Below are 14297 nucleotides of genomic sequence, written 5' to 3' on the forward strand. Positions count from 1 at the left end.
TTCAAAATAGTCCTACCGTATATTTGCATTATGAAAATGATTCCACTATTTATCAGTACACCAGAGCTTATGATCGTAGGCCTCGTAGTGATATTGGTTTTCGGTTCTGATAAGTTGCCAGAAATTGCTCGCGGCTTAGGTAAGGCTATGAAGACGGTACGCAACGCTACTGACGACATTAAGAATGAAATTACAAAAAGTGCAGACGAGCACGGTTTTACAAAAGACGTAAAAGAAATCACTAAACAGATCGAGCAAGTAAAAGATCAAATAGAAGACTCTGGATCTATTAAACGCAAGTTCTAGATGTGGGAATCTATTGTAGAGGTAGATCAGGATATTTTTAGATGGATTAATGGACTTGCTATAGGTAAATTTAAAAGCTTTTGGTTATTTGTTACTCACATAGAAAATTGGTTTTTACTCTATATTTTCTTCTTTTATTTACTTTTTAAAAGTTTTAAAAAACCTGTCGGTTTTATTGCCATGGCAGCAGTTCCACTAGTAGTGTTTATAACTTTAAGCCTGACTAATCTGGTTAAGAATGGAGTAGAACGATTGCGTCCTAATAATGAGCCTGTGCTCATGGATAGCATACAGATATTATTAAAGCCAGGTAACTTTAGTTTCTGGTCTGGTCATAGTGCAGTAAGTTTTGCTGTAACCACATTTGTTGTTTTAGCATTGCAATCTACGCGCATGGGTAAATGGATTTACCTATTTTACATCTGGCCCATAACCTTTGCGTTTTCTAGAATCTTTGTAGGTGTTCATTATCCGGCAGATATTGCTGTAGGAATGCTAGTAGGTTTATTACTAGGCTGGTCGTCCTGTCTTATCTTTTATAAGATGGTTATTAGATTACAACACACGGCTTAAAGTAAGACCGTCTCTAACAGATAGAAGCACAGTTTGTAATCTAGGGTCTTCCTTCAACAAGTTATTATATTCTAATAAGACAGGAGTAGATTTGTCCTTGCTATTTACATCTTCTACTACCTTACCATGCCATAAAACATTATCTGATATGATTAAACTACCAGAATGTACCTTTTCCATAATCTGGTGAAAGTAATTGACGTAATTAGGTTTATCTGCATCGATAAATATCAAATCAAAAGTCCCTTCTAATTGTGGTATTATTTCTATCGCATTCCCTATTTTTTGATTTATAGAGATGTTGTTGGTTCCGCTTTTGCGAAAGCGTGCAAAATATCCAGCAGCAAGGTCTTCTAGTTCTTCATTAATATCTATGGTGATAAGCTCGCTATTATTAGGCATACCCTCAGCAATGCATAATGCAGAGTAGCCAGTAAAAGTGCCTATCTCAAGAACACGTTGGGGTGTTTTTAAATGAGAAATCATACTTAGAACGCGGCCTTGATAAGGTCCAGAAAGCATGATAGGTTGCAATACTTTTTGATAGGTTTCTCTCGCAAGATCTTGTAGAATTTGTGGTTCATCTTCAGAGTGTGAGACGATGTAGTTATCTAGATCTTTAGGTAAGAAAAACATGGGTATAATTTATAAATGTAAAATTACGAACTAAGAATGTAATGATTAGGCCTATTTTGATATTTGAATATGAATATGATCATCATGTCTTACGGCATGGCAACCGTGGTATCTTAGGATGTCTTTCATGTATGGCTTAATTTGATCTAGTTCTAGTCTAGGTATTAAGTGGGGTTCTATAAAAATCTTTTCTGGTGGTAACATGTCCATCAGGTCTATAATCATGTGCTTTGTTACATCTCCATCTATTTCTAGATCTTCATCTGTATTATAACCTAAATACTCAGCATAATCATACTGCCAGTAGCCAGCGTCTTTGCATTTTTGTGCTTGGGTAACTGCCTTGTTTAATGGTTCGGTAAAAACGCCGTAACCGATTAGTGAAGGGTTAGATGCTGTAGACTCACCTTTACTAGTTTGATAGGCAAATGCGATGTCTATTTTACGGCCGTCGTTATGACTTAAATGTGGTAATAAAGGAAAACCATCTATAAAAGGGAAGCCAGCATCTAAATAAATCATTTTTTGCCCAGATATACCTAAATAATAACTCTCAGAATGAAAGTCCATAAAATAGTAGAGGTCGTCATGTACATAATTGCGACACAAAAATACATAACCTAAATTATGAGGTGCAATATGATCGTTAAATACAGGTAATGCTCTTCTGTTATTAAGTGGTGCTATAATAGGTACTATGAAAAACACGCATAGCAAATATATTATCGAGAAACTAAGTAGTCGTTTTCTCTTATTCCAAAGTGATTTTCTGTATTTAAAGTATCCAAAAACCGCAATCCAAATCAAGCCACCTACTTGAGTTATTAATGTAAGAACGATAACAATACATAGGTGTAAAAGGATTTTTAAGTATTTCAAAAAAGCTGGTCTTTATGATGTATTAATGATCATAGCTCATTCTATGGGCATCTAGTTTTATAAAGATAAATAATAATATGGTGAAGCCCATGAGTCCACTACCACCATAACTCATAAATGGCAAAGGAATCCCTACAGTAGGTAATAAGCCTATTACCATACCTATGTTTACAAAAAAGTGAAGGAAAAATATTCCTGCGACTCCATAACCATAAATACGAGCAAACTGATTGCGCTGTCTCTCTGCCATGATGATTATGCGATAGATTAAGAACATAAACAGTAAAATGGTAATAGATGTACCTAATAAACCAGAAACCTCTCCTATGGCACTAAAAACGAAATCTGTGTGCTGCTCTGGTACATAGCCGCCTCTAGTTTGTGTTGCTTCTTCTAGTGATTTACCTTGCCAGCCGCCATTTCCTATAGCAATCATGCTCTGGTTAATGTTGTAACCTATTCCAGCATCATCTTGTACTCTACCTAATACTATATCGATACGGTTTCTGTGTCTGTCTTTTAGTACGTTGTTAAATATGTAACTAGTAGATAAGGTGTAAATAATGCATATGAATGTGGCAATTACGTAGAGATATATTCTTGGTTTGGGAAGACGTTTGTTGTGTTTACGCTTTCGCGAAAGCAAATATATAATACCTACTACCACTACTATTATTATAATGATCCACCATAGATCGATAACTAAGGCTGCTAGGAATAGAGCCAAAGCAATTATTCCTAAACTAAGATACCACAAGGATAGACCTTCACGATGTAAAGCAAAGAAAAATGCACTGTAAATTAAGGCGCTACCAGGGTCTGGTTGTGGAATGATGAGTAGGGCAGGAATAGCTATAATGGCAGATACTATCATGAAATCCCTAACGTTTTTTAATGATACGTTGAGTTGATTTAAGAATTTTGCTACAGCTAGTGCAGTCGCAAACTTTGCAAACTCACTGGGTTGTAAAGTAAATGGTCCGAGAGGATACCAGGATACAGCGCCATTTACTTCTTTACCCAAAACATATAAACCTGCTAGTGATATCATAGATACTACATAAATAAGTCCTGCAAACTGTTCATAGAACTTAACCTCTATCGATAATATGATGATTATGAGCAGCGCACAAACTCCTATAAACATAAACTGTTTTCCATATACCTGATTAATATCAGTAATAGATGTATATTCTAAGACTGGGGCAGCACTGTAAATGCTTAAAAGTCCTATAATAACTAATACCGTATAGATTAATATGGCAGCTATATCATATTTGGGCTTATCACCTATACCCATTTTAATTTAATATTTTAAGGTTAAGACTGTCTATAAGTCGGTGTAGTTTTTGTTCTTTCTCATCGGTAATAAGACCTTGATCTATGGCAACATTGATTTTGTATGGTTGTGTCCCTAATTTTTTTGCGTATTCATATTCCAGGCTGTGTGACATGAGATAGTCCTCTAGATCTGTTCTGGTAATTTCTCCTTTTATGTGTTTTTCTATAAGAAGACTAGCTATTTTTGCAGCATATCTAGATCCCCAATACCCATTTTCTATAAATACTGCGATAGCAATTTTAGGGTCCTCCTTAGGCGCAAACGCGATAAAAACGGAGTGGTCCGTTTGCTGTTTGCGAACTCCGTTTACTTTAGCAAAATTTTCTACGGTACCAGTTTTACCACAAATCTCTATTCCTGGAATCTTTACGTATTTTGCTGTTCCCGAATTATATACTTCATTCATTCCCTCTATCACAGGCTCAAAATGTCTTGCCTCTATGGTTGTAAAGTTTTTTTTAGTGTATTTTGGGTTATCTATAGGAGTTCCATTTATTTTTTTAATGATATGTGGTGTGTAGAAGTATCCTCTATTTGCAATAGCAGCGGTCATGTTTGCTAGTTGTATAGGTGTTACAGCTACTTCACCTTGACCTATAGCATTTGAAATAGTAGTAGGAGCATACCATTTGTATTTGTACCTAGAGGTGTAATATTCACCATCTGGTATTCTACCTGGCTGGCCTACCGGTAAGTCGTAGCCTAAGTAATTACCTAGTCCAAAGCTGGTCACGTGATCGTGCCAGGTATCCATACCTTGAGAAGAGGTTGCTCCTTTTTCAATGATTCTTCTGTAGACTTGAGCAAAATAAGCGTTACAACTTTCGGCTATACCTTTACTCATAGCTAGTGGACTTGCGTGTGAATGACATGCCATTTTTTTTCTACCTCCATAATCATATCCATGATTGCATCTAAAACGTTCTTGTGGTGTAACAATACCTTCTTGTAGACCGATTAAAGCATTAATTACCTTAAAAGGTGAGCCAGGCGCATACTGACCTTGTAAGACTCGATTAACATCTGGTAACCTGACAGTGTCTCTAAGTATGGCATTTATGTTTTTAGAACGATTGCGACCCATAAGTAAGCTGGGATCATAATTAGGGGCAGTAACTAGTGATAGTATCTCACCTGTTTTAGGTTCTATGGCCACTATACCACCACGCTTATTTTTCATGAGCATTTCTGCATATTTTTGCAGCTCTTTGTCTAGTGTTACGGTAAGATCTTTTCCAGCAACAGGTGCTAGATCATGCGAGCCTTGTTTGTAAGGTTCTCTAGCACGGCCGTAATGATCTCTAGTGAATTTCTTATATCCTTTTACTCCTCTTAATTCTTCTTCATATTGAAGTTCTATACCGCTTTTACCGGCAAGATCTCCTTGTACATAGTAGTCGTCTCTATCAATTTTTCCTTGATTAACTTCCCTTATATAACCCAAAACACTTGCACTATGATCTACTTGATATTTGCGTAAAGAGCGCCTTTGAATGTAGAATCCAGGAAATTTTCTAAGATGTTCTTGTAAGGGAGCGTACTCCTCTTGTGTAAGTTGTGGTACAATAACACTTGCTTGTTTTGTAGACCAGGTTCGAGCTGTTTTTATTTTTTTTTTTAATCTTGCCTCGTCTATTTTAAGTAAGCCTGCAAGTTTGCTTATATCAAAATCTCCGGTTTCTTTTGGTATAACCATAACATCATAAGCCACTTGATTTGCAACCATAAGCTTTCCATTGCGATCAAAAATAAAGCCTCGTTCTGGGTAATCATAAACCGTTTTGACAGAATTATTTTCTGCTTCTAGTTTAAGCTCGTCAGAGATTATGACTTGTAGATAAATCATTCTACCTATAAAGGTCAGTCCGACTAGGGTGACAATAGAAAAAAGCAGTAACTTTTTCATGATTTGCCTTTTGGTTTAAATAGTATTAAAAATAAGCTTGCTATAACAATGGTTGCAATACTTACACTCAACGTGAGCTTCAATGTATAGAGTATTTGAGAAGTGTTAAAAATTACAAGACTGAAGAAAATTATATGATGGATGATAACGGATAATACTAATAATAGTATTAATCGGTCTATAGGAGTTCTTATTATTTTAAGATTTTTCATTAGGTAACTTTCACCATAAACAAGTTTTAACCATACAGGTCTTGTAAAAGCTAATGTTAGACTGGCCGCAGCATGTGCGCCTCCTGTATTTTGAAAAGTATCAAGAATGAGCCCAATCGCAAACGCCATGAACATAAACGACCATCTATTGTTGTCTACCGGATATAAAATAATGAAAAGTAAATAGATCATGGGATTTATGTATCCCAAAAAATTAATTTGATCCAATAGAAATATTTGCAAAATTAGTAATCCTACAAAGCGAAGCACGTTATTTAAAAGTGTACTATTCATTAGTGCCTAGTGTATCTATTATATGTAAAGCGGTCTTATCTCTATTCTTAATGACATTGACATAATCTAGATTAGTCATATCATTAAATAACTCTACATTTATTTTATACCTCGAGCCATTTTTAGACAACTCTGCATCTTTAACAATACCTATTAAAATATCAGGTGGAAATGTTGTGGATTGTCTGCCTGTAATAATAGTATCACCTTTATTCACTTTGGCAAGTCTAGGAACATCTTCTAAACTCATGGTATATGGATTTTTTCCATCCCATTTTAACGATCCTATAGTTGCTGTTCCTTTAATCTGAGCGTTTAAAGAAATTTGTGAATTTAAGATTGAAATTACTCTAGAAAATTGGTCACTACTTCTATCTACAACACCTACTATACCGGTAGGACATATAACACCCATGTCAGCTTCAATACCTTGATTGCTACCTATGTCTATAGTGATAAAATTATCAGATTTATAAAAATCATTTTTAATTACTCGTGCAGGAAAAACTTTATAAGGAACATCATCACTGAATAAAAACGTAGATTCTTCACCTAGTAAGGTGTCACTTATTTCTAACAGTTTCATTCTTAACATAGCATTTTCAGTGCTTAGTTTTTTATTTTGATCATCTAGATCAAAATAGTCATATATGCTAGTTTTTCTACTTAGAATATTGCCGACTAAGTACCCTGTAGAGTGAATTGTTGTATTACGGTGATAATCATGACTCTGTATAGTAAAACTGAGTGCAATAACCATTAAAAATAGATACAACAACAAGTTTCTGTACTTGATCAGAAAATTGATAATTTGTTGCATGCGATTACTTCTATATGTTTAGAATACAGTTGTTTTAGTACTTATTTGCTAGTACGCTTTTGTACTTGTCTAGATTCTTAAGAGTAAGGCCAGTACCACGTACTACTGCTCTCAAAGGATCTTCGGCAATGTAAACAGGTAGGTCTGTTTTTTGTGACAGACGTTTATCAAGACCGCGCAACATAGAACCACCTCCAGCTAGGTAAATACCGGTGTTGTAAATATCTGCTGCTAGTTCTGGAGGTGTTTGGGATAGAGTTTCCATAACGGCATCTTCTACACGTAGAATGGATTTGTCTAGTGCTTTAGCTATCTCCCTATATCCTATTTTAACCTCCTTAGGTTTACCAGTTAAAAGGTCGCGTCCTTGAACACTCATTTCTTCTGGTGGCACCTCAAGATCTTCAGTGGCTGCTCCTATTTGTATTTTAATTTTTTCTGCTGTGCGTTCTCCTACATATAGATTATGTTGTGTACGCATGTAATAAACGATGTCGTTAGTAAAAACATCACCTGCAATTTTTACTGATTTATCACACACGATTCCCCCTAGAGCTATAACCGCGATTTCAGTGGTACCACCACCTATATCTACAATCATGTTTCCTTTAGGTTGCATAATATCTACACCTATACCTATGGCAGCTGCCATAGGCTCGTGTATTAAGTATACTTCTTTACCATTAACCCTTTCTGCACTATCTTTTACAGCTCTCATCTCTACTTCTGTAATTCCAGAAGGGATACAAATTACCATACGTAGAGAAGGGGTAAACCACTTCTTCTTCAAGGCAGGAATCTCTTTTATAAACATAGAGATCATTTTTTCACTTGCATCAAAATCTGCAATTACACCATCCTTAAGAGGTCTAATTGTTTTTATGTTTTCATGTGTTTTCCCTTGCATCATCGCAGCTTCTTTACCTACGGCAATAATCTTACCTGTGGTTCTGTCTCTAGCTACTATAGACGGGCTGTCTACAACTACTTTACCGTTGTGTACTATAAGTGTATTTGCCGTTCCTAGGTCGATGGCAATATCCTCTGTAAGAAAATCAAAAAATCCCATAAATGATGTGTGGAAAAACGTTAATAATAAGGGCTTTGCAAAGCTACTACAAATCTAGTGTTTAAAATGCCTCGTACCTGTGAAAACCATTGCAATGTTATTTTTATTGCAATAATCTATAGAAAGTTGGTCTTTTATTGATCCGCCTGGTTGTATCACTGCATTAATCCCAGCATTATCAGCTATTTCTACACAGTCTGGAAAAGGGAAAAACGCATCGCTAGCCATTACAGATCCTTCTAGATCAAATTTAAAGGACTTTGCTTTATGGATAGCCTGGTTTAATGCGTCAACTCTTGATGTTTGTCCTGTACCACTTGCGCATAGTTGTTTGTTCTTTGCAAGCACAATAGTGTTAGACTTAGTATGTTTACATAATTTAGAAGCAAATAGTAAGTCTTCTATTTGAGCGTCGGTAGGAGCAACAGTAGTTGCTGTCTTTAAATCCTCTTTTTGATCTGTTTTTAGATTAGGATCTTGCACTAGGTAGCCGTTTAATGAACCGCGCACCTCTAGTTTGTTGGTATCTCGCTTTCGCGAAAGCGCACCATTAACAAGTTCTAATAAGATTCTATTTTTCTTACCTTTTAAGATCTCTAGTGCTTCACTAGTAAAAGATGGAGCAATCACAACTTCACAGAATAATTTGTGAATTTCTGTAGCCGTTGCAGCATCAATCTCTACATTAGAAATTAAAACACCGCCAAAAGCTGATACTGGATCTCCAGCAAGTGCATCTACATATGCCTCAAGTATTGTCTCACGTTGTGCAACACCACATGCATTGTTATGTTTAAATACACCAAAGGTAGGTTCGTCATGCTCAAATTCACTAATTAAATTTACTGCAGCGTCTACATCTAGTAGGTTATTGTAAGAAAGTTCTTTACCGTGACGTTTTATAAACATCTCGTCAAAGTTTCCATAGAACCATCCACGCTGGTGTGGATTTTCCCCATAACGTAATGGCATAACGTGTTGCTCACTTAATTTTAATGCCTTTTTTTGTGAGTCACTAGAAAAGTAATTGTAGATCGCACTGTCATAGTGTGATGAAACGTTAAAACAGCTCGCGGCAAACTCTTTACGCTGTTCGATGGTAGTAACACCGTTTCCTGTTTCTAGAACTTCTAGTAGTTTTGAATAGTCATCTACGGTACCTACACAAAGGGTGTCTTTGAAGTTCTTTGCGCCAGCGCGTATTAGAGAAATACCACCTATGTCTATTTTTTCAATAATATCTTGTTGTGCAGCACCGCTTGCCACGGTTTTTTCAAATGGATATAAATCTACGATGACCATATCGATTTGCGGTATGTCATATTCTTCTAACTGTGCTACATCACCTTCATGGTCACGTCTATTTAAAATACCTCCAAAAACTTTAGGGTGTAATGTTTTTACTCGACCACCTAAAATGGATGGGTAGGAAGTAACATCTTCCACAGGAACAACATCTATTCCTAGGTCTTTGATAAATTTATCTGTTCCACCAGTGGAATAGATGGTGATTCCTAATTCGTTCATTTTTTGAACAATAGGACCTAAGCCGTCTTTATTAAATACAGAAATAAGGGCGCTTTTTGCAGTAATTTGACTCATTTTATTGGGTTATTTGTGGGTAATTGCAAAAGTAATTCTTTAGAATGTTTTATGGATTTAAAGATCGTGTTAATTGATTTTTTTTATAAAGTATTCTCAATAATTAAATGTTATTTTAAAGTCTGTTAAGACATGATGGGTTATATTTAGTGATAAAAATTATTTTTTTGTGTAATCTATGGAATAGTTTTAAATGTCACAGAATAAAAATTTGTTTATCACAGAAATAGAGATAATGTTTCCATATTTTTGCAGTATATAATAAGACATTATGAAAAAATTCAACTTGTTTTTAGCTACGTCCTTATTAGTGTCATCTTTGTGTGTGTCACAAACTAAGGAAGAAAAAGCTGAAATTATCAAAAACAATAATCAGGAAAGCCTTTATAAATTAATAAGCGAATTAGATCAAAAAAATACCATCGATCTAGAGAAAGCTTTAGAGTATTCAAAGGCTAATAATGTACCGATGATTGTTGAGAACCCTAAAGATGGTTCTTTTCAACAATTAATGAGAATCGCAGAAAATGGTTCTCCTGTTTATTATACATTACATAACGTGGACGCTGCAACTAGCACACGTGCAAATAGATTACATAGCGGTGGCTCTCTTGGGTTAAATGTAGAAGGACAGGATATGACAGCGTATGTATGGGATGGTGGCGCAGTTCTTACTACTCATAATGAGTTTAACGACCAGCCAGTTCGTCGTGCTCAAATAGGAGATAATGTTACAGTTTTAAATGCTAATAGTTTCCATGCAACACATGTTTCTGGTACTATAGCCGCATCTGGAGTTAATGCTGCAGCTAGAGGAATGGCGCCTCAAGCAGATGTTATCACTTATGATTGGAGTAATGATTTTACTGAAATGGCAATTGCTGCGTCTAATGGTGCTTTGCTTAGTAATCATTCTTATGGTGTTAGAGCAAATGCTATCGATGATCAATTATTTGGAAAATACATCACAGACTCCAGAAATTTAGATCAAATAGCATTTGATGCTCCTTATTATTTGCCTGTTTTCTCAGCAGGTAATGATGGTGGTGATAATACTTCAAATGGACTTCCATTAGAAGGTATTGCTAATTTAGATAAGCTCTCATTTAATTCAGTTGCAAAGAATGTAATGGTTGTTGCAAACGCACAAGATGCAGTGATCAATGCAGACGGTTCATTAAGTTCTGTTTTTATTAATACCAGCAGTAGCCAGGGGCCTACAGATGATTTAAGAGTAAAGCCAGATATTACAGGAAATGGTACTCAATTACTTTCTACTTATGATGGGTCTAATAGTGACTATAATTCTATCTCAGGTACTTCGATGTCGGCTCCTAATGTAACAGGATCCATGCTGTTATTACAGCAACATTATAAAGACCTTAATGGAGGTTTTATGAGGGCTGCTACTTTAAAAGGTCTGACTCTACATACTGCAGATGATGTAGGTATCGAAGGTCCTGATCCAATATGGGGTTGGGGAATGATGAATACGATGGAAGCTGCAAATGTAATTAGTGGAAATAAATTAAGAGCAAACATTATAGAAGAAGAATTACAACAAGGACAAACGTATACTTTTACTGTAAAATCTGATGATATATCTACGTTAATGGCCTCTATTTCATGGACTGATGTTGCTGGAAATGTTAATCTGGAAGGAGCAAATGATGCCACCCCAGCATTAATTAATGATTTAGATGTTAGAATTTCACAAAATGATATTGTTTTTGAGCCATGGAAATTAACAGGGGCTAACTCTAATTCTACAGGAGATAACGTTGTGGATAATGTGGAAAGAGTTGAGGTTCCTAACGCTACAGGGGAATATGTAATAACAGTTACACATAAGGGTTCCTTAGTTGGAGGAAGTCAAAAATTTAGTCTCATTGTTACTGGCCTGAATAATGTTTATGCATTAAGTTCAGTTAATCCTATTGTCGAAGTTTGTAATGATCAAATAACTAGCTTTCCTATAGACTTTTTAGCAGACCCAAGTTTTGATGAGACGGCAACTCTTAGTCTTGAAAATCTTCCTTCAGGTATAAATGCAAGTTTTAGTAATTCTAGTTTTACAAGTAATGGAAGTTTATCTCTAGATTTATCTAATTTAGAAGCTGCACAAGTAGGAACTTATGATCTAACGGTTAATGCTGTTACTCCAACTAGATCTAGGAGTATTGATTTAACGTTAAGGATAATGAGTGATGCTTTTAGTACAGTTAATCTCGTATTCCCAGCAGATCAGGCTAGCACCATCGATACCTCGGCAATTTTAGAATGGGATGATGAGCTTAATGCACAACAGTACCAAATTCAAATATCAACTAGTCCTACTTTCCGTAGAACTATTCTTGATCGTGTTGTGGATCAATCTACATTAAGAGTCGATCCTTCGGTATTATTCCCATCTGTAACTTATTATTGGAGAGTAATGCCTATTAACGATTGTGGTCAGGGAACCTTTGTTACAAGATCATTTACCACATTTGATTGTGAACAGATAAATGCATCAGTGCCTGCTCCAATAGCTATACCTGATGATAACGAAGCAGGAATTACAAGCGTTTTAAATATCAATAGAGCAAACAACGTTAATATAGGTAAGGTTTCAGTATTTATTAGAAGTACGCATGAATACTCTGGTGATTTACTAATAGCATTAACATCTCCTGCAGGTACTTCAGTATTATTAGCACTTCCTTCTGCATGTGAGTTAGATGATTTATTAGTCACCTTTGACGATAATGGTGGTCCGTTTACTTGTGATTCTTCAACAGGTTTATCTGGTTATACAGGCATTATCCAGCCAGTAGGTAACCTGTCAGATTTTAATGGAGAGTCTATTAACGGAGACTGGACACTTAGTGTAGCAGATCGTGGACCTGCAGATTTGGGTTCCCTTAATGCATGGAGTATCACTTTTTGTGAAGAACCACAGACTCTAAGTAATGACTCTATTGAAGAACTTGATTTTACTGTGTATCCTAATCCATCTAATGGTGTGTTCACTGTAAGTACTGCAAATAATACTAATAGTGGTGATGCTTTAATTACTATCTCTGATCTTAATGGTAGAAGAGTATTAACTAGAGATGTTAAGAATCTAGGAGGTAATTTAAATGAAACGATAGATGTACAAAACTTAACTAATGGTTTGTACTTATTACAAGTACAACAAGGTACTTCTTCAACCGTTGAAAAGATAATTATCAATAAATAATAATCTGAGATTATTTTATACAAAAAATGCGATCCTGAAAAGGATCGCATTTTTTTTGTATTTAATTTTTATAAGAAAACTCTAAACTAACTTAGTTAATTCTTTAAAATCTAATCCTCCATAATTACCACTACTCATTAATAATAAAGCGCTTTGATCTAGTTGCTGTTTAAATAACCATTCCTTAAATGCAGATGGATCTGTCATAACTATTAAATCATCGCGGTCAAAGGCCTCTAAGATTTGTTCTTTGGATACAGGAGCAAGTTTTTTAATCTCTACTGCATCTGGACTATAAAAAACCACAGCGGTATGTGCAGGATCTAAAGCATTTTTATATTGAACTAAAAATTCTGGATTTAGACTAGAATAGGTATGTAATTCAAGACAAGCTATAATTTTGCGCTTCTCATATTGAGCAGAGACTGCAGCTGTAGTAGCGGCAACTTTACTAGGTGAATGAGCAAAATCTTTATAAATAACAGCTGTTTTACTCTCTGCTACTTTTTCTAATCGTTTTGAGGCACCTTTAAAAGTTGCAATCGCTTCATAGAAATCATCTTCATCTATTCCCATGTGCTGGCATATCCATTTAGCACCAGCAAGATTGCTCAAGTTATGTTCTCCAAAAATCTCTATGGGCATGTCGCCTTCTGATGTGTCTAGATAGGTCGTGCCATCGATAATCTGATGCTGCGGTACTGTATATGAATGTTTTCTAGTAGGCTTTGTAGCAGCCTCAGCAATATCCTTAACAGCTGTGTCATCTTCATTATAAACTAGAATACTACCATTTTTCATTAGTTCTACAAACTGCTCAAACTGACTTAAGTAATTTTCCCATGTAGGAAAAACATTTATATGATCCCAGGCTATTCCAGATATCAATGCGATATTGGGTTGGTATAAATGGAATTTAGGACGTCTGTCTATAGGACTAGAAAGATATTCATCACCTTCTAAGACCATAAATTCATTCTCATCGGTTAGGTGTACCATGGTTTCAAATCCTTCTAGTTGGGCACCTACCATATAGTCCACTTCTTTTTCATGGTAATGCATCACGTGCAATATCATAGAAGTAATGGTTGTTTTACCATGAGAACCGCCTATAACCACACGAGTTTTGTTTTTAGATTGCTCATATAAATACTCTGGGTAGGAATAAATTTTAATTCCTAATTCTTGAGCTTTTACTAACTCAGGATTCTCTTCTTTGGCATGCATTCCTAAAATAACTGCGTCTATATCGGTAGTTATTTTTTCTGGAAACCAGCCGAATTCTCTTGGTAACAAATTGTATTTTTTTAATCTAGACTTACTAGGTTCAAAAATAGTATCGTCACTTCCTGTTACATGGTCGCCTTTATGATGTAAAGCTAGAGCTAGATTGTGCATGGCACTGCCGCCTATCGCGATAAAATGTACGCGCATA

General features: G+C 35.6%; 11 protein-coding genes. 3 read left to right on the forward strand and 8 right to left on the reverse strand.

The features are described 5' to 3' along the window. Nucleotides 1–30: 30 nt before the first annotated feature. Both Q0838_RS01085 and Q0838_RS01090 read left to right on the forward strand, forming a co-directional pair. Nucleotides 31–306 (forward strand): twin-arginine translocase TatA/TatE family subunit, encoded by a 276-nt coding sequence (locus Q0838_RS01085; protein ID WP_211289264.1) that lies wholly within the window; start codon nt 31–33, stop codon nt 304–306. Next, nucleotides 307–879, forward strand: coding sequence for a phosphatase PAP2 family protein (locus Q0838_RS01090; protein ID WP_298950327.1), 573 nt, complete (start codon nt 307–309; stop codon nt 877–879). On the opposite strand, the gene Q0838_RS01095 is transcribed toward Q0838_RS01090, so the two are convergent. The 7 genes from Q0838_RS01095 to purH form a co-directional block, all read right to left on the reverse strand. Then, nucleotides 862–1515 (reverse strand): class I SAM-dependent methyltransferase, encoded by a 654-nt coding sequence (locus Q0838_RS01095; RefSeq protein WP_298950329.1) that lies wholly within the window; start codon nt 1513–1515, stop codon nt 862–864. The genes Q0838_RS01090 and Q0838_RS01095 overlap by 18 nt on opposite strands. Nucleotides 1516–1566: 51 nt before the next feature. After that, nucleotides 1567–2394: a hypothetical protein gene (locus tag Q0838_RS01100; protein WP_298950331.1), complete on the reverse strand. Its 828-nt coding sequence runs from the start codon at nt 2392–2394 to the stop codon at nt 1567–1569. Nucleotides 2395–2416: 22 nt separating this feature from the next. Next, entirely contained in the window at nt 2417–3694 is a 1278-nt protein-coding gene (rodA, locus tag Q0838_RS01105; RefSeq protein ID WP_298950333.1) for a rod shape-determining protein RodA, read from the reverse strand. 1 nt (nt 3695) lies between these two features. Further along, on the reverse strand, nt 3696–5642 hold the full coding sequence (gene mrdA, locus Q0838_RS01110) for a penicillin-binding protein 2 (protein ID WP_298950335.1): 1947 nt from the start codon (nt 5640–5642) through the stop codon (nt 3696–3698). Nucleotides 5643–6140: 498 nt separating this feature from the next. After that, on the reverse strand, nt 6141–6968 hold the full coding sequence (gene mreC / locus Q0838_RS01115; protein WP_298950337.1) for a rod shape-determining protein MreC: 828 nt from the start codon (nt 6966–6968) through the stop codon (nt 6141–6143). Nucleotides 6969–7002: 34 nt separating this feature from the next. Next, nucleotides 7003–8037: a rod shape-determining protein gene (locus Q0838_RS01120; protein ID WP_298950339.1), complete on the reverse strand. Its 1035-nt coding sequence runs from the start codon at nt 8035–8037 to the stop codon at nt 7003–7005. 54 nt (nt 8038–8091) lie between these two features. Then, on the reverse strand, nt 8092–9639 hold the full coding sequence (gene purH / locus Q0838_RS01125) for a bifunctional phosphoribosylaminoimidazolecarboxamide formyltransferase/IMP cyclohydrolase (protein WP_298950341.1): 1548 nt from the start codon (nt 9637–9639) through the stop codon (nt 8092–8094). 271 nt (nt 9640–9910) lie between these two features. Here purH and Q0838_RS01130 point away from each other — a divergent pair, with 271 nt between their 5' ends. Continuing rightward, nucleotides 9911–12862 carry a S8 family serine peptidase gene (locus tag Q0838_RS01130; RefSeq protein WP_298950343.1) on the forward strand — a complete coding sequence of 984 codons (2952 nt, stop codon included), beginning with the start codon at nt 9911–9913 and terminating at the stop codon, nt 12860–12862. Between the two features lie 81 nt (nt 12863–12943). Here the strand turns inward: Q0838_RS01130 and Q0838_RS01135 are convergent, their stop codons facing one another. Beyond that, nucleotides 12944–14296 (reverse strand): Mur ligase family protein, encoded by a 1353-nt coding sequence (locus Q0838_RS01135; protein WP_298950345.1) that lies wholly within the window; start codon nt 14294–14296, stop codon nt 12944–12946. Between the last annotated feature and the right edge of the window lies 1 nt (nt 14297).

This window comes from uncultured Nonlabens sp., assembly GCF_947495285.1.
In the GTDB taxonomy this organism is placed as follows: Bacteria; Bacteroidota; Bacteroidia; order Flavobacteriales; family Flavobacteriaceae; genus Nonlabens.